This is a genomic window from Staphylococcus simiae (genome assembly GCF_017357005.1).
GTDB lineage: Bacteria > Bacillota > Bacilli > Staphylococcales > Staphylococcaceae > Staphylococcus > Staphylococcus simiae_A.
The window spans coordinates 612,282-632,329 of the sequence record NZ_CP071589.1; the positions used below are offsets into that span (position 1 = coordinate 612,282).

A 20,048-nucleotide genomic window follows, 5' to 3' on the forward strand; every position below is an offset into this window, starting at 1 on the left:
ATAAAAATAGTAGTACAGTTAGTGTTTATTCATATGAAATTTAATAATTGAAGTTCTCTTGAAGCGTACATATTAATGACTACTAAAATTAAAAAGTAAAAGTTGGGATATAATGGAGATTTTAATAAAAAGAGTATATTTTTTGATTATAAAGCTAATCACGATAGCTATGTTTCCAGTACGTATGAAGCAAAGACATATAACTGTAATGATGACTTTTCCAGATGATATGATGCCAATTATTACGACATTGATTAAAGAAGGATATAACTTAACTATCATTACCAATAAAACAAATAACCATTTGTTACAAAATTTAACTCATACAACGGTAATAAATAGTAATCAAAGCCATATTATTCACCAAGTTAAAGCTTTAAAAGAAGCGAAGGTAGTTATCATAGATAATTATTATTTATTGTTAGGTGGATTTCGTAAAAATAAAAATCAAACAATTATTCAAACGTGGCATGCTAGTGGTGCACTCAAGCATTTTGGCTTAGCCGATCATCAAGTTGATCACAATAATAAGAACATAGTTGAACTGTATAAAAAAGTTTATAATGCGACAGATTATTATTTAATAGGTTCAGATAATATGTCGCAGTGTTTTGCTACTGCATATGCAACGAATGAGCATCAAATGTTAAAATATGGTTTACCAAGATTGCAACAATATTTCACAACCGACATGAAACAACTGAAGCAAAAATTAAGAGATCAATATCAAATAAATAAAAAATTAGCAGTATATTTACCGACCTATAGAGAAGATACTGATAATAAAACGCTTGATAAGGTATATTTTGAACAACAATTACCTAACTATACACTCATTAGCAAATTTCATCCATCGGTTGAAACTAATGATAATTCGCAAATTACAACTTCTGAATTGCTCATTATGGCAGATTTAATCATTAGTGATTATAGTTCAATACCGATAGAAGCTAGTTTAATTAATACGCCTACAATATTTTTTGTTTATGATGAAGAAGAATATGAAAAAACACGTGGACTAAATCCATATTATTATCAAATACCATCAGCATATAAAGTTAAATCTGAAGGAGAGTTAATTGCATTAATTAGAGAATCTCACACCACATTTTTACCTATATTCAAAGATTGGCATCAATACAATGATGAAAACAGTATGACTAAATTAATAAATTTTATAGAAAGTGTGATGAATGATAAATGAAATTAACAATTATTGTGCCAATGTTAAATCATGAACAAACGATTAAGGCTGCATTGACGTCTATAAATAGTAATGAAAACTATAACATCATTTGTGTTGATGGTGGATCTAAAGACCGTACAGTGGAAATGGTTGAAGAACTATCGAGAGAATTGAAAAACATTTCAATCATTCACCATCATCAACCATCACTAGGAAGTTGTATTAATAGAGGATTAATGTCAATTGAACATAGTGAGGATGCAAGTAATGATGCATTTATGGTTTTACTTCCTAATAGTGTTGTCTTACCTAGTAGGTTAAATATGTTAACGACAGCGTTTCAAAGTGATAGTAATATCGATATTGTTATAGGACAAGTGGCTAGAGATTATCATGGTGAATGGCGTTCAAAAACAGCTAGTGAAATGATTCAAAGTGACAGTTTGACTACTTTAAGTCATCAACCAGAGTTACTCTATGATATGACGTTTAACGCTAAATTATTTAGTACGAAATTTTTATCTTTAAGATGTAATGAGGATATTAATTTAGCATACAGTCATTTATTTATTGCTAAAGCATTAACAAAAGCAACTGACATACAATTAGTACCCAATATTATCATAGGTGATAATAGTAGTGATAGAAATCTATCTGAAAATGTAGAATTTAGTAAAGTAAGTAGTCAATTGCGTTTCATCAGACAACAAGTGATGGAATCATTATTATTACAATCTCAGAAATTAATTTACAGTGAAGTTATGGATATCAATGTTTACAATGAATTATTGCAAGTTTATTTAACACAGCATTCAACTTTGACGCTTGAATTTATCAGTGAAGTTGCCACATATATTGAATTCATGCAACAAACTGATTATCTTTATAGTAATATATTTGATATTGTGGACACAGTTGAGCGCTTTGGAAGTGATTGGACGAATGAAACTTATGAAATTTGGAAGAATAATCTCGTTAATATAGGCATTAAACGTCCTGGATTAAGAAAGTTCAAATTGCAATTAATAGCTAAGAAAATTATGAAATTAACAAATGATAATAGAAGATAATTTATTTTAAATGAAAAATTAGTGTAAAAAACTTAAAATCATCGATAGTGCATTGATAACAAAATAGAAGTAAATAAAAGTAAAATATTAAAAAAGCAAAAACCATCTCGATTGTTGTTCAGTATGATGTGAACGTCAATCGAGATGGTTTTGTTATTTATTATTTACGTTTTCTAAAAATTGCATGTATAATTTTAAAAATTAAATAAGCTAAAGCAATAACTGTAATCGCACCACCAACAATTGCTAAGATGGGGTGTTCAGTCCAAGTAATTTTTGCAACGGCATTGGCTTTATGAACTATGGGTTTATGAATTTCAACTGATGGTGGACCAGTACTTTTATTTATAAATTGTCTGTCATAATCTACGTGTACTTTACCATCTTTGATAACTAAGTCATAATCCTTTTTAGAAAAATCTGCCGGTAACACATCATATAAATCACTTTCTACATAATATGTTTTACCATTGATTTTTTGTTCACCTTTAGACAATATTTTTTGATATTTATATTTACTAAAGGATTGTTCCATTAAAGCATTACCCATCATATTACGCTGTTTTTCTCCACCAAGGTTATCGTAATCTCCAGTACCTAAAAGTACTTGATTGATTCTAAATTTACCACGTTTTGTAGTGATAGTGTGATTGTAATTAGCAGTATCACTTGAGCCAGTTTTAAGGCCATCTGTTCCTTGGAGACTCATTTTAGCACCTTCAAGAGAATGATTGAAAGTGTAATAAGTTACTCCGTGAGTTGTTGGTGCTAATTGTTTAGTAAAATGTAATATTTTAGGCGTTTCTTTAATAACATGTTGATCCAAGATGGCGTAATCTCTTGCAGTTGTAGAATTACGCTCTTCATTTTTATATTTTGAAGGAGCAAAACTACGTAATCTAGAGTTTTCAGCTCCAGTAGGGTTAACAAAATGAGTATTTGTCATTCCTAAAGTTTTAGCTTTTTTATTCATTAAATCAACGAAATCATTAGTATTGTTAGAAACTTTATTCGCTAAAATTAAGGCTGCAGCATTACTTGAATTTGATACTGTTATTTGTAGTAGGTCAGCAATAGTCCATTCTTGCCCTGGATATAATTTAGTATTACTTAATTCAGGTAATGTAGACATTAAATATTCTTTATCTGTCATTTTAACTTTATCATTTAATGAAAGTTTACCTTTATTGACCGCTTCTAATGTTAAATACATAGTCATCAATTTAGTCATTGAAGCAGGATTCCATTTAGTATCAACATTATATTGATATAAAATTTGTCCAGTTTGGCTAACATTGATAGCACTTGTTGGTTGATAAGCTTCAGTTACACCACTATAACCATAGTCGTTTGCAACTTGAACCGGTGTTTCACTACTATTGGCAGCTTGAGCCAAAGGTGTTAATATGACGCTCACTAATATTAACATTAGCATTAAAGTAAATATTTTTTTCATAATACCTTAAATCTTCCTTTTCCATAAAATATTCCCAATTAAAGACACGTAGGTGTTAGATTACTAAATGTCATAAATTTATGATTGAATATGAGCATTTATTGCAATAAATTTGAAAAGTAATAACAATTGATTAACTAGCAAAACAGTTGATGTTATAATGTTGATTACGAAGTATGAAATTACATATAAGTAATTAACATTGTTAATGGATGGTTGTTATTGATTTAAACTTTATTAAAATTTTGCAATAGCAATATTCTATCATATAAATGTTCTGAAAGGTATTTTGGGAAATTGACATAATTGACTTTTTGAAATTTAATGAAGAATGAAATTATTTTTTGTTAGCACTTTGTTGAGTAGATTAATATTCGTCAAATATATTCAAAAGAGGTAAGACAATGAAACAACAAAACCCTTTGTTTTTCTTATTTAAAAAGCTTAATTGGCCAATAGGATTGATTATTGCAGCAGTAACAATCTCATCATTGGGAAGTTTAAGTGGCTTACTTGTACCATTATTTACAGGTCGTTTAGTAGACAAGTTTTCAGTGAGTAATATGAATTTCGGACTCATTGGTATTTTTGCAGGTATTTTTTTAGTTAATGCATTATTAAGTGGTTTAGGATTATATTTATTGAGCAAAATTGGTGAGAAAATTATTTACGCTATTCGTTCAGTATTATGGGAACATATCATTCAATTGAAAATGCCATTTTTTGATAAAAATGAAAGTGGTCAATTAATGAGTCGTTTGACTGATGATACTAAAGTTATTAATGAATTTATATCGCAAAAGCTTCCTAATTTATTACCATCATTAGTTACGTTAATAGGATCGATGGTCATGTTGTTTATTTTAGATTGGAAAATGACGCTATTAACATTCATTACCATTCCTATTTTTATTTTGATCATGGTTCCATTAGGTAGAGTCATGCAGCGAATTTCAATAAATACACAATCTGAAATTGCTAATTTTAGTGGTTTATTAGGTAGAGTACTTACTGAAATGCGTTTAGTAAAAGTATCTAATACGGAACGTTTAGAATTAGATAATGCTCATAAAAATCTTAATGAAATTTATAAATTAGGTTTAAAACAAGCTAAAATAGCAGCTATTGTACAGCCGATTTCTGGTGTGGTGATGCTATTAACAATTGCTATTATTTTAGGATTTGGTGCGTTAGAAATATCAACTGGTGCGATAACAGCTGGTACATTAATTGCTATGATATTTTATGTCATCCAGCTTTCAATGCCGTTGATCAACTTATCTACATTAGTTACTGATTATAAAAAAGCTGTAGGTGCAAGTAATAGAATCTATGAAATTATGCAAGAACCTATTGAACCTACAGAAGCATTAGAAGATTCTGAACATGTGCTAATTAATGAAGGTATCTTATCATTTGAGCATGTTGATTTTAAATACGATGTGAAGAAAATATTGGATGATGTATCATTTAATATTCCACAAGGGCAGGTTAGTGCATTTGTTGGTCCATCTGGTTCAGGTAAAAGTACGATATTTAATTTGATAGAACGCATGTATGATATAGAAGCAGGCGATATCAAATATGGTAATGAGAGTATTTATGATATTCCGTTATCTAAATGGCGTCGTAAAATTGGTTATGTCATGCAATCTAATTCAATGATGAGTGGAACGATTAGAGACAATATTTTATATGGAATTAACCGTCACGTGTCGGATGAAGAATTAATAGAATATGCAAAATTAGCTAACTGTCATGATTTTATCATGCAATTCGACGAAGGATACGATACGCTTGTTGGTGAAAGAGGTCTTAAATTATCTGGTGGTCAACGTCAAAGAATTGATATTGCTAGAAGTTTTGTCAAAAATCCAGATATTTTACTTCTTGATGAGGCAACTGCCAATTTAGATAGTGAAAGTGAATTAAAAATCCAAGAAGCATTAGAAACCTTAATGGAAGGTAGAACTACAATAGTTATTGCACATAGATTATCAACAATTAAAAAAGCAGGTCAAATTATCTTCTTAGATAAGGGCGTTGTAACCGGAAAAGGTACACATGCTGAATTGTTACAAACTCATGAGAAATATAAACATTTTGTAACATCACAAAAATTATCAGATTAACAAATAAGCATTTCATTGATCAGATTAATAATATCAATGAAATGCTTATTTTTGTAACACCAAAATATAACGACTGATTTAACAAAATCGATATTTTAAGACAAAAAGTGACGTGGTATAATGAAAACTGTAAGAAAAATACATACAGTAAATGTCATATCCTATTTTAATAAAATATGATATCTAAATTTTCAAAAAATAAAGTATAGGTAGGTGCCAAATGTTTTTACTCATCAATATTATTGGTCTGTTTGTATTCTTAGGTATTGCAGTTCTATTTTCTAGAGATAGAAAGAATATTCAATGGAAATCAATTGCAATATTAGTGTTATTGAATTTATTTTTAGCATGGTTCTTTATCTATTTCCCATGGGGGCAGTCAGCAGTAAAAGGGTTGGCTAATGGTATTGCTTGGGTAGTAGAATCTGCACATGCTGGTACAAAATTTGCATTTGCTAGTTTCGTCAATACTAAAATGATGGATATGGCAGTTTCAGCACTATTTCCAATTTTATTAATTGTGCCATTATTTGATATTTTAATGTATTTTAATATCTTGCCTAAAGTGATTGGTGCTATTGGTTGGTTGTTAGCAAAAGTTACACGACAACCAAAATTTGAATCATTTTTTGGTATTGAAATGATGTTTTTAGGAAATACTGAGGCATTAGCTGTATCTAGTGAACAGTTAAAACGTATGAACGAAATGCGTGTATTAACAATTGCTATGATGTCGATGAGCTCAGTATCAGGTGCCATTGTCGGGGCTTACGTTCAAATGGTACCAGGTGAATTAGTTCTAACTGCGATCCCTTTAAACATCGTTAACGCCATTATCGTTGCATGCTTATTAAATCCAGTTAGTGTTGAAGAGCGAGAAGATATTATTTATAGCATTAAAAATAATGAAGTAGAACGACAACCATTCTTCTCATTTTTAGGTGATTCTGTATTAGCCGCTGGTAAATTAGTATTAATCATTATTGCATTTGTTATTAGTTTTGTAGCATTAGCAGATTTAATTGATCGATTTATCAACTTGATTACTGGTTTAGTAGCTCACTGGATTGGTATGAAAGGTAGCTTCGGTTTAAATCAAATCTTAGGAGTCTTTATGTATCCATTTGCCTTGTTATTAGGTTTACCTTTAGATGAAGCATGGTTAGTAGCACAACAAATGGCTAAGAAAATAGTAACTAATGAGTTTGTTGTGATGGGTGAAATTTCTAGTCAAATAAGCTCATATACACCACATCATCGTGCAGTTATAACAACATTCTTAATATCATTTGCTAATTTCTCAACAATAGGAATGATTATAGGAACATTAAAAGGAATTGTTGATAAGAAAACAACTGACTTTGTGTCAAGATATGTTCCAATGATGTTATTAGCGGGCATCCTAGTGTCATTATTAACAGCAGCATTTGTTGGTTTATTTGCATGGTAAGTTCAAGGAAATTAGAGTATGCATTCTATGCGTACTCTTTTTTTATTGCCATAATAAAAACCAAGTACACATTACTATGTACTTGGCTTTTATGGGAAATGAATATTATTGTACTAATGACAGTAAGGACTAGGTACAGTCATAGTACTTCGAGCAAAATTTGTTTTGTTATTATAAACAACACAAAGGAGATAACTTCTTTATTGAAGAAGTTAAAAACAGTATAGCAGATAAGAAAGTAAAAGTAAATTAAAAATTCAGAATATTTTTAAAAATATTACGATAACATTTGAACTTCTTTATAAAATGGCATTGTAGATAAAGGTTTTAGGAATAATCATCCTATACTTATTATGATGTGATTGACAGTAACTATCTAGATAATAAAATATCGTTAAATTAATTTCTTTATAATTATAATCAATCTTGTAGAGGAAAGATGATTTAGGAAATAAATCCCTGTAAAATATTTTTGCAACTTATGCTTAATAAAGTTGTTTAAAGGGTGTTGTGACGCTTTTTTTAGTGTGCTACTATTTTTATAGTCTAATAAATAAAAAGGGGATGGTTAAGTGAATAAAACATTGAGAGATTTAATATTTATAGTCTTTGGCTCATTTATATTTTCAGCCGGCGTTAATGCGTTTATTATATCTGGTAATCTTGGTGAAGGTGGCGTTACTGGTATTGCTATTATTTTATACTATGCCTTTCATCTGTCACCAGCCATTACAAACTTTGTAGTTAATGCAGTTTTAATTGCTATCGGCTATAAGTTTTTAAGTAAAAGAAGTATGTACTTAACCATCATCGTTACTATACTCATTTCTATATTTTTAAGCTTAACTAAAACATGGCAAATAGAAACTGGTAACATTATAGTTAATGCTATTTTTGGTGGAGCTAGTGTTGGTTTAGGTATTGGGATTATTGTTTTAGCTGGTGGTACAACTGCAGGTACTACCATATTAGCTAGAATAGCAACGAAGTATTTAGATGTTAGTACTCCATATGCGCTGTTTGGCTTTGATATTATTGTCGTACTTATTTCATTAAGTGTAATACCTATTGATAAAGTATTAGTCACAGTTATATCACTTTATATTGGTACAAAAGTCATGGAATTTGTTATTGAAGGATTGAATACTAAAAAAGCTATGACGATTATCTCAACTAAACCTGAGGAATTAGCAAAAGCAATTGATGAACAAATTGGTAGAGGCTTAACAATATTAAATGGACATGGTTATTATACTCGTGAAGAAAAAGATGTATTATATGTTGTTATTTCAAAAACACAAGTATCAAAAGCTAAGCGTTTAATTAAAAAATTCGATGAGCATGCATTTTTAGTAATTCATGATGTACGTGATGTTTATGGCAATGGTTTTTTTGATGATTAATAGTAAAATGATAATAAACGAGACGAATTAAATCTAAATAAACTTCTCTATAAAAGTGTTTGTTACTGTGACATTTTTACTAGAGAAGTTTTATTATATTAATTAATAGATAAATAAAATGAATGGAATGTTAGTCAATAAGTTAGAAAAATGTTATAATATCATCTGTGATAATGATTATCAATTGGGAAAAATCAAATTTATAACTATTAAATTTATTTTGTTAAATGCAATAAATTGATATTGAAGAAAGTAGGGTAATTATGAGCCGTTTAAATGGTCAACAAGTAAAAATTGGATATGGCGATAGCACTATTATTAATAATTTAGATGTTGAAATTCCAGATGGTAAAGTCACATCTATTATTGGCCCAAATGGTTGTGGCAAATCTACATTATTGAAAGCTTTGTCACGTTTATTAGCAGTGAAAGAAGGGCAAGTCAATTTAGACGGACAAAATATCCATACACAATCAACTAAAGAAATCGCTAAAAAGATAGCGATATTACCACAATCACCTGAAGTGGCTGATGGGTTAACAGTAGGTGAATTAGTATCTTATGGTAGATTTCCACATCAAAAAGGTTTTGGGAGATTAAGTGCTGAAGATAAGCAAGAGATAGATTGGGCTATGGAAGTGACTGGAACCAAAGAATTCCAACACCGATCTATTAATGATTTAAGTGGTGGACAAAGACAACGTGTGTGGATAGCAATGGCTTTAGCTCAACGAACTGACATTATATTCTTAGATGAGCCGACGACATATTTAGATATTTGTCATCAGTTAGAAATTTTAGAATTAGTACAAAAGTTAAACCAAGAACAAGGTTGTACTATTGTTATGGTATTACATGACATTAACCAAGCAATACGCTTTTCAGATCATTTAATTGCTATGAAAAAAGGCGATATTATTGCAACAGGATCTACCCAAGAAGTGTTAACACAAGAAATCTTAGAAGAAGTGTTTAATATTGACGTAGTTCTAAGTGAAGATCCAAAAACAGGGAAACCGTTATTAGTCACTTATGATCTTTGTAGAAAAGCTTATTCATAATTTCAAACTTTAATATCCATAAAAATAAAAAAGGGTAATGATGATGACAAGTAGAAATAAAAATACGCAGTTAAAATTCATGGCATATATGATTGGAGCGGTAATAGTGCTAATTATAGCGCTATTTCTTTCTATTTTATTTGGAGATGCCAAAATCAACGTTTCTACTATTATAGAAGCGATATTTAATTATGATCCAACGAATCAACAACAAAATGTGATAACTGAAATTAGAATACCAAGAAATATCGCTGCTATTATTGTCGGTATGGCTTTAGCTGTTGCAGGTGCTGTCATTCAAGGCGTCACACGTAACGGCTTAGCTGACCCAGCTCTAATTGGTTTGAATTCAGGTGCTTCCTTTGCTTTGGCATTAACTTATGCTTTTATACCAAATGTATCATTTTTATTTGTGATGTTTGCAGGATTTTTAGGCGCTATTTTAGGTGGGACCATGGTCCTTATGATTGGGCGCTCAAGACGTGATGGTTTTAGCCCAATGAGAATTATTTTAGCCGGTGCAGCTGTCAGTGCATTATTAACAGCACTTAGTCAAGGTATAGCATTAATGTTCAAATTAAATCAAACATTAACATTTTGGACAGCAGGTGGTGTAACTGGTACAACATGGTCTCAATTGAAATGGAGTTTACCAGTAGTTCTAATAGCACTATTTATTATTTTAATAATGAGTAAACAATTGACTATTTTAAATTTAGGTGAAACTTTAGCTAAAGGTTTAGGTCAAAATGTTGCAATTATTAGAGGTGTAAGTTTAATAATTGCTATGGTATTGGCAGGCGTTGCCGTATCAATTGCTGGTCAAGTAGCTTTTGTAGGATTAATGGTCCCGCATATTGTACGTTTTTTAATTGGTACAGATTATGCCAAAGTATTACCTTTAACAGCATTATTGGGTGGTATTTTAGTCTTAATCGCAGATATGATAGCAAGGTTCCTTGGTGAAGCACCAGTTGGCGCAATCATATCATTTATTGGCGTACCGTACTTCTTATATTTAGTTAAGAAAGGGGGACGTACAATATGATAGATAGTAGTAGTCGACGTAAACAACTTATTACACTCGTTGTCTTTGTAATTTTACTGTTTATGGCATGTGCTTGGAGTATTACTTCAGGTGAATATAATATTCCTTTAGGGCGTTTCCTAAAAACAATAATAGGTCAAGGTGATTATACAGACTCATTAATATTAATAGATTTTAGATTACCACGTATGATCATTACCATTTTAGCAGGAGCAGCTTTGAGCTTAAGTGGTGCCATTGTTCAAAGTGTCACTAAAAATCCAATTGCTGAACCAGGTATTTTAGGGATAAATGCAGGTGGTGGCTTTGCTATAGCGTTATTTATCTCAATTGGTCAAATAAATGCAGATAATTTTATTTATGTCTTACCTCTAATCAGTGTGATAGGTGGTATAGCGACAGCATTACTCATTTTTACATTTAGTTTTAACAAAAATGAAGGTGTAACACCAGCAAGTATGGTTCTAATAGGTGTAGGATTACAAACGGCACTTTATGGTGGTTCAATTACTATTATGTCAAAATTTGATGACAATCAATCTGAGTTTATAGCAAAATGGTTTGCTGGTAATATTTGGGGTGATGAATGGCCATTTGTGATTGCTTTCATACCCTGGATTATTATTATAGTGCCATATTTATTATATAAAGCGAATGCCTTAAATATTATTCATACAGGTGATAACGTCGCTCGTGGTCTTGGTGTTCATTTAAATAGAGAACGAATTATTTTATTCTTTATTGCAGTTATATTATCATCAGTCGCTGTAGCAGTTGCAGGTTCTATTTCATTCATTGGTTTAATGGGACCACATATTGCTAAACGTATTGTTGGACCACGACATCAATTATTTTTACCCATTGCTATATTAGTTGGCGCATTATTACTAGTTATAGCAGATACAATTGGTAAAATTGTCTTGCAACCTGCGGGAGTCCCAGCGGGAATAGTGGTGGCAATTATAGGTGCACCATACTTCTTATATCTAATGTATAAAACAAAAAGTGTATAAACTTAAAATAGTTAAAGAATCTGAAATTAATATTTTTTCAGGTTCTTTTTTTATAACAAATTGATAGTTTTCACATTTATTTTTAGTATGTCTTTATGATAGCGCATTCACAAATTCTGTTTTATACTATGACTGAAATCATAAGGAGGAAAAACGATGAAAAAACTGATTAAACAAAAAGAAACATTTTTAACAGATATGCTCGACGGTTTATTAATCACACATCCTGAATTAACAGTTATTGCAGACACAGTAGTTGTAAAAAAAGAAAAGAAAACTTCTGGTGTCGCAATTGTATCTGGAGGTGGTAGTGGTCATGAACCAGCTCATGCAGGTTATGTTGCACAAGGAATGCTTGACGCTGCTGTATGCGGTGAAGTTTTTACCTCTCCAACGCCCGATAAAATTTTGGAAGCAATCAAATACGTTAATAATGACGCTGGTGTTTTACTAGTAGTTAAAAATTATGCTGGTGACGTTATGAACTTTGAAATGGCTCAAGAAATGGCTGACATGGAAGGCATTAATGTTGAAATGGTTATTGTTAAAGACGACATTGCAGTTTCTAATGAAGAACAACGACGTGGCGTCGCCGGGACAGTATTAGTTCACAAATACGCTGGTTATCTCGCGGAACAAGGTAATACTTTGGAAGCTATTAAAGAACAATTAGAAGTATTTATACCTACTATCAAAAGTTTAGGTATGGCTATCAGTCCACCATTAGTACCAACTACTGGGAAGTATGGCTTTGATATTGAAGATGATCAAATGGAAATTGGAGTTGGAATACATGGTGAAAAAGGATTGCATAGAACAAAAATGCAAGATATAGAAAGTATTACGCAAACATTAGTAAGTGAATTATTAAAAGAAATCAAAGCTAATGATATCATTGTCATGGTTAATGGTATGGGCGGTACACCATTATCAGAACTTAACATTGCAACTAAATTTATTAATAATTATTTAAAGGGTAAAGACAAAGCAGTTGCAAAATGGTTAGTAGGAGATTATATGACTTCTTTAGATATGCAAGGTTTTTCTATAACTATTGTCCCTAATCAACCACAATATTTAGAAGCATTTAATGCTAAGACATCAAGTCCATATTTTCATTAAAAGAAAATGAATAAATATACATTAATGAGGTGTAAAAATGAACGTTAGTGAAATGAAACAACACTTATTACAATTAGAAACAACGTTTAAACAACAAGAAGACGAATTAACAGATTTAGATAGAGCAATTGGAGATGGAGATCATGGCGTTAATATGTTGAGAGGATTTTCCGCTTTAAAAGAAAATATTGATGATAGTTCGATGCAATCACTATTTAAGTCAACTGGTATGACATTAATGTCGAATATTGGAGGTGCTTCGGGTCCTTTATACGGTTTTAGTTTTGTTAAAATGTCAGCAGAAGTTAATGACGATATTGATAATCAAAATTTAGGACAATTATTGAATACTTTTGCAGATGCTATTGCTACAAGAGGAAAAGTAGAGCTTAATGAAAAAACAATGTATGATGTTGTTAAAAGAGCGGCAGACAATTATGCTAATGGTGATAAATTAACAGTTGAACAATTGCAGCAACTGGCTAATGATACTAAAAATATGGTTGCCACAAAAGGTAGAGCCGCTTATTTTAAAGAAGATTCCAAAGGATATATTGATCCCGGCGCACAAAGCATGGTTTATATTTTAAGTGCATTGATTGGAGAAGAATAAGGATGACAACAATCATATTAATTAGTCATAGTAACGATATTGCACAAGGTACAAAAAAACTTATTCAACAAATGGCAGGTGATGTTAATGTAGTTGCCAAAGGTGGTCTAAAAGACGGTTCTATAGGAACATCTTTTGATGATATTAATCATGTGTTAAATGAATTAAATGATGATGCACTGTGCTTTTATGATATAGGTTCTTCTGAAATGAATCTCGATATGGCAATAGAAATGTATGCAGGAGATTATCAAATTATTAAAGTTGATGCTCCGATTGTAGAAGGATCATTTACAGCTGCAGTTAAGCTTTCGGTAGGTGGCTCATTAGAGGATGCAGTTCAAGAGATTAAGTTAAATTTTTAGTTTGAATTTTATATTATTTAAAAACGTATTTCTTTTTCAAATGAAACTTTATAGAAAATGTGATATTATATATATAAATGTTTAATAAAATCTGGACAAATAGGAGGACATAGCCATGCAACATCTAATAAAAAAACATGTATTAAATGGCGAGTTTAATTCAGTAAGACAACTGATGTCCGAAACAGATTTTATGGAATTTGAAGAAGCATATATTTCGAGTGCACATGAAGTAGAAAGTATGATGTTTTATACTTGTATTTTAGATATGATTAAGTATGAAGAATCAGCTGAAATGCATGACTTAGCATTTTTATTGCTTGTGTATCCGCTAAGCGAATATAAAGGTGCTTTAGATTCTGCTTATTATCATGCAGACGCTTCCATAAAACTTACTGACGGTAAAGAAGTTAAAAGCTTATTACAAATGCTATTATTACATGCCATACCAACACCGGTTATTTCTGATAAGAAAGCCTTTGATATAGCTAAACAAATATTGAAATTAGATCCTAATAATAATGTTGCACGTAATGTATTGAAAGATACTGCTAAGCGTATGGATAATGTTGTTGTTAATATTAATGAATTACATCAACGCAACGCACGTTAAAGAATGATAAATGCAATATTGTTTTGATTTTTTAATATCATAATCTTATAGATGAGTGGAGCATAAGATGTTCCACTCATTTTTTGCATTATAACAATTGATATGAAAAGCTTTTGGTTCTTTATTTTTTATGACTGATAAATAAAAATGAATAATTTAAAACGAAAATTAATTTGAAGCCGAGACTCCTGAGGTAGGGACCCAACACAGAGAAACTGTGGAACAGTTTCAACAAGCAATGCAAGCTGGGCAAGAGCTAGTAAAGATTGTAAATCTAACTAGCTTGTGGTACGAACTTGAAAAGTTAATTATGTATCAGTTCGATTTGTGAGAGAACCAAACTTTTATAAACACTTATTTAAAGAGCCTGGGACAAAAACAGTGCATACTTAACTTCAAGCATTTGGCAGTAACTGTCTGTTCATTAAAATATTGATAAATCAACGTTTTACAAACATAGTCAGTCTTACCATGGTGGGATTACGCAATAAAGTTTAAAATAAAATTTATTACTATCTCACTCCCATTTTAAACGTATCAACATAATAAAAAATGGATAAATATGTATATTGTGAAACAAGGAAATAATAGATGAATATAGTAATTAAATAAAATTCATTTCGTTAGTGCATTATAAATAAAAAATATAAATTTTTTTGAATTGTCAATAAACGCGATTATACGTATGGATTGAGTATTATGACCAAAGTGAAAAATAACTCAAGTGACTTGCAATAATATGTAAGTACGTTATAATGCACACTGTGCAAAATTAAGGAGGTCTATTATTCACATGGAGATGAATAAAGAAGCAACGAAAATTGGGTTTGCCTATGTCGGAATCGTTGTAGGTGCAGGATTTTCGACAGGACAAGAAGTTATGCAATTTTTTACTAAATTTGGATTGTGGTCTTATATAGGAGTTATTATTTCGGGATTTATTTTAGCTTTTATAGGACGACAAGTTGCTAAAATTGGTACTGCTTTTGAAGCAACCAATCATGAATCAACTTTACAATATATTTTTGGTAAAAAATTTAGTAAGATTTTTGATTATATTTTAATATTTTTCTTATTTGGTATTGCCGTAACAATGATTGCAGGAGCTGGCGCAACATTTGAAGAAAGTTACAATATACCTACATGGTTAGGTGCGTTAATCATGACAGTTGTTATTTATATAACGTTATTATTAGACTTTAATAAAATTGTACGTGCACTAGGTATAGTGACACCATTTTTAATTGTATTAGTTGTATTAATAGCGGTGGTTTATTTATTTAAAGGACATGTGTCATTAGCTGAAGTTAATCATGTAGTGCCTGATGCAAGTATTTGGAAAGGTATTTGGTTTGGTACACTTTATGGAGGTTTAGCGTTCTCAGTAGGATTTAGTACTATCGTTGCCATTGGTGGAGATACTGAAAAACGTACAGTATCTGGAGCTGGTGCAATGTATGGTGGTATTATTTATACAATCTTATTAGCTTTAATAAACTTCGCTTTACAAAGTGAGTATCCAACAATCAAAAATGCCTCAATACCAACGCTAACATTAGCAAATAATATTCACCCAATTGTTGCTACAATATTATCTGTAATTATGTTGGCAGTTATGTACAATACAATTTTAGGACTAATGTACTCATTTGCTGCACGTTTTACAGAACCTTATAGTAAAAACTATCACATATTTATTGTTATTATGATGGTAGCAGCATATATTTTAAGTTTTGTAGGATTCACAGAATTAATTAATAAATTATATACAATTATGGGCTACGTAGGATTATTTATTGTAGTAGCTGTTATAAAAAAATATTTTAAACGTAAAAATGATGATAAAGAACATATTGCATAAACGTCTTATTTATCAACACTTTACAATTGAATAACTTTGTTTTAACCTTAAAAGCAATCCATGTCACAGTATATCAGTGGATTGCTTTTTTATTGTTTTAGAAGATTAGCAAACTAAAAAGCAAGAATAATTAGAGAGGTTAGCGTAATGAATAATAGAAAGAAATGGACGATCATTACAATATTAATTATTGCAATTATTTCATTGCTTTTGGTATTTAATTTAAAGCAACATTATGATCATATAGAAAAACAAGGACACCTTAAGGAAAAAATTAGTGTTAATAATAAAAATGTGAATGTTTATCAAAATATTAGTTATGGTAAAACATTTCCTAATAGTAAGTTGGATATTATAAAACCTGCCGATACAGCACAAGATAGTAAATTACCTGTCATATTTTGGATGCATGGTGGTGGTTACATTGCTGGCGATAAACAATATAAAAATCCATTACTAGCCAAAATAGCTGAACAGGGATATATCGTAGTTAATATTAATTATGCCTTAGCGCCTCAATATAAATATCCAACACCTCTTATACAAATGAATCAAGCGATAGATTTTATTAAAGAAAACAAATTAGAACTTCCAATTGATTTTGATCAAGTTGTCATAGGTGGAGATTCAGCTGGGGCACAGTTAGCAAGTCAGTATACCGCAATGCAAACAAATAATAGTTTAAGAAAACAAATGGACTTTCCTCAACAATTTGAACCATCGAATATTAAAGGAGCTATTCTTTTTGGTGGTTTTTATAATATGCAGACAGTTAGAAAAACTGAATTTCCTAGAATTGCTTTATTTATGAAAAGTTATACTGGTCAAAATGATTGGGAACATAGTTTTAAAAATATCTCACAAATGTCGACAGTCAAACAAGCAACGAAAGATTACCCACCGACATATTTATCGGTAGGTGACGCCGATCCATTTGCCAGTCAAAACCAAGAGTTTAGTGATAAGTTGAAAGAAGAGGGTGTTCCTGTAGATACATTATTTTTCGATGGTTCACACCATCTGCATCATCAATATCAATTTCATTTAAATAAACCAGAGTCTAAAGAAAATATTAAAGATGTACTATCATTTTTAAGTCATAACACAACTTCCTCTGGTGTAGAGTTAAATGATCAACATCATTCAACCACTACGAATAACGAAGTATCATTATATCCATTTGATTAAAATATTTATAACCAAATTATCAATATAGTTAACTAGCCAAACAGTAATTTGTTGTGGCTAGTTTTTTTAGGATAATTAAAAGTGTGAATAAGAATATTTGATTGGCAGACTGATAAATGAAAAGTGAATAATTATATATAAGTCCAATTTGAGAGAGAACCAAATATTTTTTGAAGAAAATATAGTATAAATTAAAATTTTTAACTATAGGTGCTATAATTATGGAAAATACTTAATAGTTTATTTACATATTTTGAATAAATTAACACTAATGAGATTGACTATGGATTGGAGGGGAAATGATGACAAGATTATCCTTGAAACCATTTAAAAATAAGTTGGTCATGGTAACTGGTAGAGTTAAAAAAGTATATTATAAAAATTTATTAGATAAAGATCATACAATGAAAGAAAATGTCAAAATTTTAATAAAAGAAGTAAAGATTTCAGGAATAGATATAGACCATGTTTGGTTACTTGAAAGAAACAAACAATATGATATTGCTCGTGCGTTAATTAATCAACGTGTGAAATTCAAAGCATTTGTTGAACCATATTATAAAGTTAATAAGCAAAATAATGTATTTGTACAAGATTATGGAATTAAACGTAAAAGTAAGTTAATGTCAGAAAAATGTTATATGCAACAATTTCACTGTAATTGTGGCAAAGAAAAATATTATCCGATATAGCTTTCCATATAAAAGATTTTTTATGTTGATGTTAAAATAATGTATTTTTACATAGTACAACAAGCACTATTAAACTAAATAGACATTATATATGTTGTCAATAAAAAGACATAACAAAATTATCATACATTCATAACTTGAACAGAAAAACTATACATTAGAATAGAAAAAGTTGTTCAGGTTAGAATCATATAATAATGTGATAAAATATAATACATATTAAGCTAAACTATTTTAGCCATCATATATTCATTGAAGTATTTCCCATTAATAAATAAAGTATCTTGTAAAACACCTTCAATTTGAAAATCAGAACTTTTGAATAGGTCTAGTGCAGATTGGTTATCTATAGGAACGGTTGCTTCAATGCGATGAATATTATTATTTAGAGACCATGCCATTATTTCATCCATGAGTGCTTGGCCAATTCCTTGTCGTTGATAAAGCATTTTGACACCTAAATTAATTTTAGCTATATGTTTAATGCGTTGAAAAGGTTGTGTGTTGACAAAAGCAAAGCCAACAAGTTGATTATCACTTTCAGCTACGTAAATTACTTTTGAAGGTGAAGTAATATATTCTTCAAGTTGTTTACTGGCCGATGTAACACTGGGATCATATTCACCAGGAGTATAAAACATATAAAGTGAGTCATCATATATTTTAGTTAACATAGCAATAAAACTTTCTACATCTTTAATACTGACTTTACGAATGATATGGGCCATCAAAAGCCTCCAGTTCATTTAAATTTATCTTACGTGTGAATGTATTATAATATACACTGAGTATAAAAGTAGAATAATATGTTTCAAAAACTATAAAGGAGATTATGAATGAAACCGAAAGTGCTACTAGCAGGTGGAAGCGGTTATATTGGTAAATACTTAAGTGAAGTTATCGAAAATGAAACTGATGTATTTATTTTGTCAAAATATCCACATAATAAACAACAGCATAATAAAGACATGACATGGTTGAAATGTGATATTTATAACTACGAACAAGTTGTAACATCTATGAAAGACATTGATATTGCAGTATTTTATATTGATCCAACAAAAAATTCAGCTAAAATAACTCAATCTTCGGCTAAAGACCTTACTTTAATTGCTGCAGATAATTTTGGTCGTGCAGCTGTACTTAATAATGTCAGTAAAATTATTTATATACCAGGTAGTCAGTATGATAATGAAACAATCGAACGTTTAGGGGCTTATGGTGCAATTGTTGAAACGACTAAAGTTGTTATTAAACGTGCATTAGTCAATGTAGAATTACAAGTATCTAAATACGATGATGTAAGATCAAGTATTAAAGTCCCATTACCGAAAGGGTGGACTATAGAGCATGTGGTCACACATTTTGTTAAATGGATGGATCAAACTAAAGGGACATTTTTAAAGACAAGTCATAATGAAGATGAAGTGATTGTTTATATTAAGAATAAATTTAAACCTTTAGCAATATTTCACAAGATTGTTAATGCAGATGGAATTATCACGCTGTATCTTATTGGTGGTAGATTAATTAAGAAAAGAAGCAAAGCACAAGGTAAATTAGAGTTCAGACAATTTAAAGGGACTTCAATAATCATGATACATTTATATGATTACATTCCAAGGTTGTTCTGGCCAATTTATTATGTTATACAAGCACCATTGCAAAAAATGATGATTCATGGTTTTGAAGTAGATTGCCGTATTAAAGATTTCCAAAGCCGTATAAAATCAGGAGAAAAAATAAAATATACTAAATAGTGATAGGTGAGATTA

Annotated in this window: 18 protein-coding genes and 1 pseudogene; 17 read left to right on the forward strand and 2 right to left on the reverse strand. The window is 30.3% G+C overall.

The window, feature by feature from the left end; all coding sequences use genetic code 11:
- The first annotated feature begins 112 nt into the window (after nucleotides 1-112).
- Nucleotides 113-1,204: a teichoic acid glycerol-phosphate primase TarB gene (gene tarB, locus J3R86_RS02710; protein WP_207517947.1), complete on the forward strand. Its 1,092-nt coding sequence runs from the start codon at nucleotides 113-115 to the stop codon at nucleotides 1,202-1,204.
- A complete protein-coding gene (locus tag J3R86_RS02715) occupies nucleotides 1,201-2,256 on the forward strand; it encodes a glycosyltransferase family 2 protein (RefSeq protein ID WP_207517948.1) in 1,056 nt (351 codons plus the stop codon). Before tarB ends, J3R86_RS02715 begins: the two co-directional genes overlap by 4 nt.
- A gap of 160 nt (nucleotides 2,257-2,416) precedes the next feature.
- Here the strand turns inward: J3R86_RS02715 and pbp4 are convergent, their stop codons facing one another.
- Entirely contained in the window at nucleotides 2,417-3,712 is a 1,296-nt protein-coding gene (gene pbp4, locus J3R86_RS02720) for a penicillin-binding protein PBP4 (RefSeq protein ID WP_207517949.1), read from the reverse strand.
- Between the two features lie 404 nt (nucleotides 3,713-4,116).
- On the opposite strand from pbp4, the gene J3R86_RS02725 reads away from it, so the two are divergent.
- From J3R86_RS02725 to J3R86_RS02790, 14 genes and pseudogenes are all read left to right on the forward strand, one after another.
- Nucleotides 4,117-5,844, forward strand: coding sequence for an ABC transporter ATP-binding protein (locus J3R86_RS02725; RefSeq protein ID WP_207517950.1), 1,728 nt, complete (start codon nucleotides 4,117-4,119; stop codon nucleotides 5,842-5,844).
- A 220-nt stretch (nucleotides 5,845-6,064) separates the two neighbouring features.
- Nucleotides 6,065-7,294 (forward strand): NupC/NupG family nucleoside CNT transporter, encoded by a 1,230-nt coding sequence (locus tag J3R86_RS02730; RefSeq protein WP_207517951.1) that lies wholly within the window; start codon nucleotides 6,065-6,067, stop codon nucleotides 7,292-7,294.
- Nucleotides 7,295-7,454: 160 nt separating this feature from the next.
- A complete protein-coding gene (locus J3R86_RS02735) occupies nucleotides 7,455-7,547 on the forward strand; it encodes a hypothetical protein (protein ID WP_207517952.1) in 93 nt (30 codons plus the stop codon).
- Between the two features lie 319 nt (nucleotides 7,548-7,866).
- Nucleotides 7,867-8,697, forward strand: coding sequence for a YitT family protein (locus tag J3R86_RS02740; RefSeq protein ID WP_207517953.1), 831 nt, complete (start codon nucleotides 7,867-7,869; stop codon nucleotides 8,695-8,697).
- A 263-nt stretch (nucleotides 8,698-8,960) separates the two neighbouring features.
- Nucleotides 8,961-9,758, forward strand: coding sequence for an ABC transporter ATP-binding protein (locus tag J3R86_RS02745; protein WP_207517954.1), 798 nt, complete (start codon nucleotides 8,961-8,963; stop codon nucleotides 9,756-9,758).
- Between the two features lie 43 nt (nucleotides 9,759-9,801).
- A complete protein-coding gene (locus J3R86_RS02750; protein WP_207517955.1) occupies nucleotides 9,802-10,806 on the forward strand; it encodes a FecCD family ABC transporter permease in 1,005 nt (334 codons plus the stop codon).
- Nucleotides 10,803-11,819 carry a FecCD family ABC transporter permease gene (locus J3R86_RS02755; protein ID WP_207517956.1) on the forward strand — a complete coding sequence of 339 codons (1,017 nt, stop codon included), beginning with the start codon at nucleotides 10,803-10,805 and terminating at the stop codon, nucleotides 11,817-11,819. The genes J3R86_RS02750 and J3R86_RS02755 overlap by 4 nt, the downstream gene beginning before the upstream one ends.
- Nucleotides 11,820-11,975: 156 nt before the next feature.
- On the forward strand, nucleotides 11,976-12,941 hold the full coding sequence (dhaK, locus tag J3R86_RS02760) for a dihydroxyacetone kinase subunit DhaK (RefSeq protein WP_207517957.1): 966 nt from the start codon (nucleotides 11,976-11,978) through the stop codon (nucleotides 12,939-12,941).
- A gap of 37 nt (nucleotides 12,942-12,978) precedes the next feature.
- The gene (gene dhaL / locus J3R86_RS02765) at nucleotides 12,979-13,554 is read left to right on the forward strand and encodes a dihydroxyacetone kinase subunit DhaL (protein ID WP_207517958.1); all 576 of its coding nucleotides are present in this window, start codon (nucleotides 12,979-12,981) and stop codon (nucleotides 13,552-13,554) included.
- Nucleotides 13,555-13,556: 2 nt separating this feature from the next.
- Entirely contained in the window at nucleotides 13,557-13,919 is a 363-nt protein-coding gene (gene dhaM, locus J3R86_RS02770; protein WP_207517959.1) for a dihydroxyacetone kinase phosphoryl donor subunit DhaM, read from the forward strand.
- Nucleotides 13,920-14,034: 115 nt separating this feature from the next.
- Nucleotides 14,035-14,532 carry a hypothetical protein gene (locus J3R86_RS02775; RefSeq protein ID WP_207517960.1) on the forward strand — a complete coding sequence of 166 codons (498 nt, stop codon included), beginning with the start codon at nucleotides 14,035-14,037 and terminating at the stop codon, nucleotides 14,530-14,532.
- Nucleotides 14,533-15,325: 793 nt separating this feature from the next.
- Nucleotides 15,326-16,393 (forward strand): YkvI family membrane protein, encoded by a 1,068-nt coding sequence (locus J3R86_RS02780; RefSeq protein WP_207517961.1) that lies wholly within the window; start codon nucleotides 15,326-15,328, stop codon nucleotides 16,391-16,393.
- Between the two features lie 147 nt (nucleotides 16,394-16,540).
- Nucleotides 16,541-17,581 (forward strand): alpha/beta hydrolase, encoded by a 1,041-nt coding sequence (locus J3R86_RS02785; protein WP_207517962.1) that lies wholly within the window; start codon nucleotides 16,541-16,543, stop codon nucleotides 17,579-17,581.
- A gap of 302 nt (nucleotides 17,582-17,883) precedes the next feature.
- Nucleotides 17,884-18,302 (forward strand): annotated as a pseudogene (locus J3R86_RS02790) (hypothetical protein).
- 195 nt (nucleotides 18,303-18,497) lie between these two features.
- Here the strand turns inward: J3R86_RS02790 and J3R86_RS02795 are convergent.
- The gene (locus J3R86_RS02795; RefSeq protein ID WP_207517964.1) at nucleotides 18,498-19,001 is read right to left on the reverse strand and encodes a GNAT family N-acetyltransferase; all 504 of its coding nucleotides are present in this window, start codon (nucleotides 18,999-19,001) and stop codon (nucleotides 18,498-18,500) included.
- Nucleotides 19,002-19,109: 108 nt separating this feature from the next.
- Here J3R86_RS02795 and J3R86_RS02800 point away from each other — a divergent pair, with 108 nt between their 5' ends.
- Nucleotides 19,110-20,033 (forward strand): NAD-dependent epimerase/dehydratase family protein, encoded by a 924-nt coding sequence (locus tag J3R86_RS02800; RefSeq protein WP_207517965.1) that lies wholly within the window; start codon nucleotides 19,110-19,112, stop codon nucleotides 20,031-20,033.
- Nucleotides 20,034-20,048 lie beyond the last annotated feature (15 nt).

Coding starts and splice junctions, on each gene's coding strand:
- J3R86_RS02800 (WP_207517965.1), top strand. CDS start 19,110: ATGAAACCGAAAGTGCTACTAGCAGGTGGAAGCGGTTATATTGGTAAA.
- J3R86_RS02780 (WP_207517961.1), top strand. CDS start 15,326: ATGGAGATGAATAAAGAAGCAACGAAAATTGGGTTTGCCTATGTCGGA.
- dhaL (WP_207517958.1), top strand. CDS start 12,979: ATGAACGTTAGTGAAATGAAACAACACTTATTACAATTAGAAACAACG.
- pbp4 (WP_207517949.1), bottom strand. CDS start 3,712: ATGAAAAAAATATTTACTTTAATGCTAATGTTAATATTAGTGAGCGTC.
- J3R86_RS02785 (WP_207517962.1), top strand. CDS start 16,541: ATGAATAATAGAAAGAAATGGACGATCATTACAATATTAATTATTGCA.
- J3R86_RS02750 (WP_207517955.1), top strand. CDS start 9,802: ATGACAAGTAGAAATAAAAATACGCAGTTAAAATTCATGGCATATATG.
- J3R86_RS02715 (WP_207517948.1), top strand. CDS start 1,201: ATGAAATTAACAATTATTGTGCCAATGTTAAATCATGAACAAACGATT.
- J3R86_RS02795 (WP_207517964.1), bottom strand. CDS start 19,001: ATGGCCCATATCATTCGTAAAGTCAGTATTAAAGATGTAGAAAGTTTT.
- J3R86_RS02730 (WP_207517951.1), top strand. CDS start 6,065: ATGTTTTTACTCATCAATATTATTGGTCTGTTTGTATTCTTAGGTATT.
- J3R86_RS02745 (WP_207517954.1), top strand. CDS start 8,961: ATGAGCCGTTTAAATGGTCAACAAGTAAAAATTGGATATGGCGATAGC.
- J3R86_RS02755 (WP_207517956.1), top strand. CDS start 10,803: ATGATAGATAGTAGTAGTCGACGTAAACAACTTATTACACTCGTTGTC.
- tarB (WP_207517947.1), top strand. CDS start 113: ATGGAGATTTTAATAAAAAGAGTATATTTTTTGATTATAAAGCTAATC.
- J3R86_RS02725 (WP_207517950.1), top strand. CDS start 4,117: ATGAAACAACAAAACCCTTTGTTTTTCTTATTTAAAAAGCTTAATTGG.
- J3R86_RS02775 (WP_207517960.1), top strand. CDS start 14,035: ATGCAACATCTAATAAAAAAACATGTATTAAATGGCGAGTTTAATTCA.
- dhaK (WP_207517957.1), top strand. CDS start 11,976: ATGAAAAAACTGATTAAACAAAAAGAAACATTTTTAACAGATATGCTC.
- dhaM (WP_207517959.1), top strand. CDS start 13,557: ATGACAACAATCATATTAATTAGTCATAGTAACGATATTGCACAAGGT.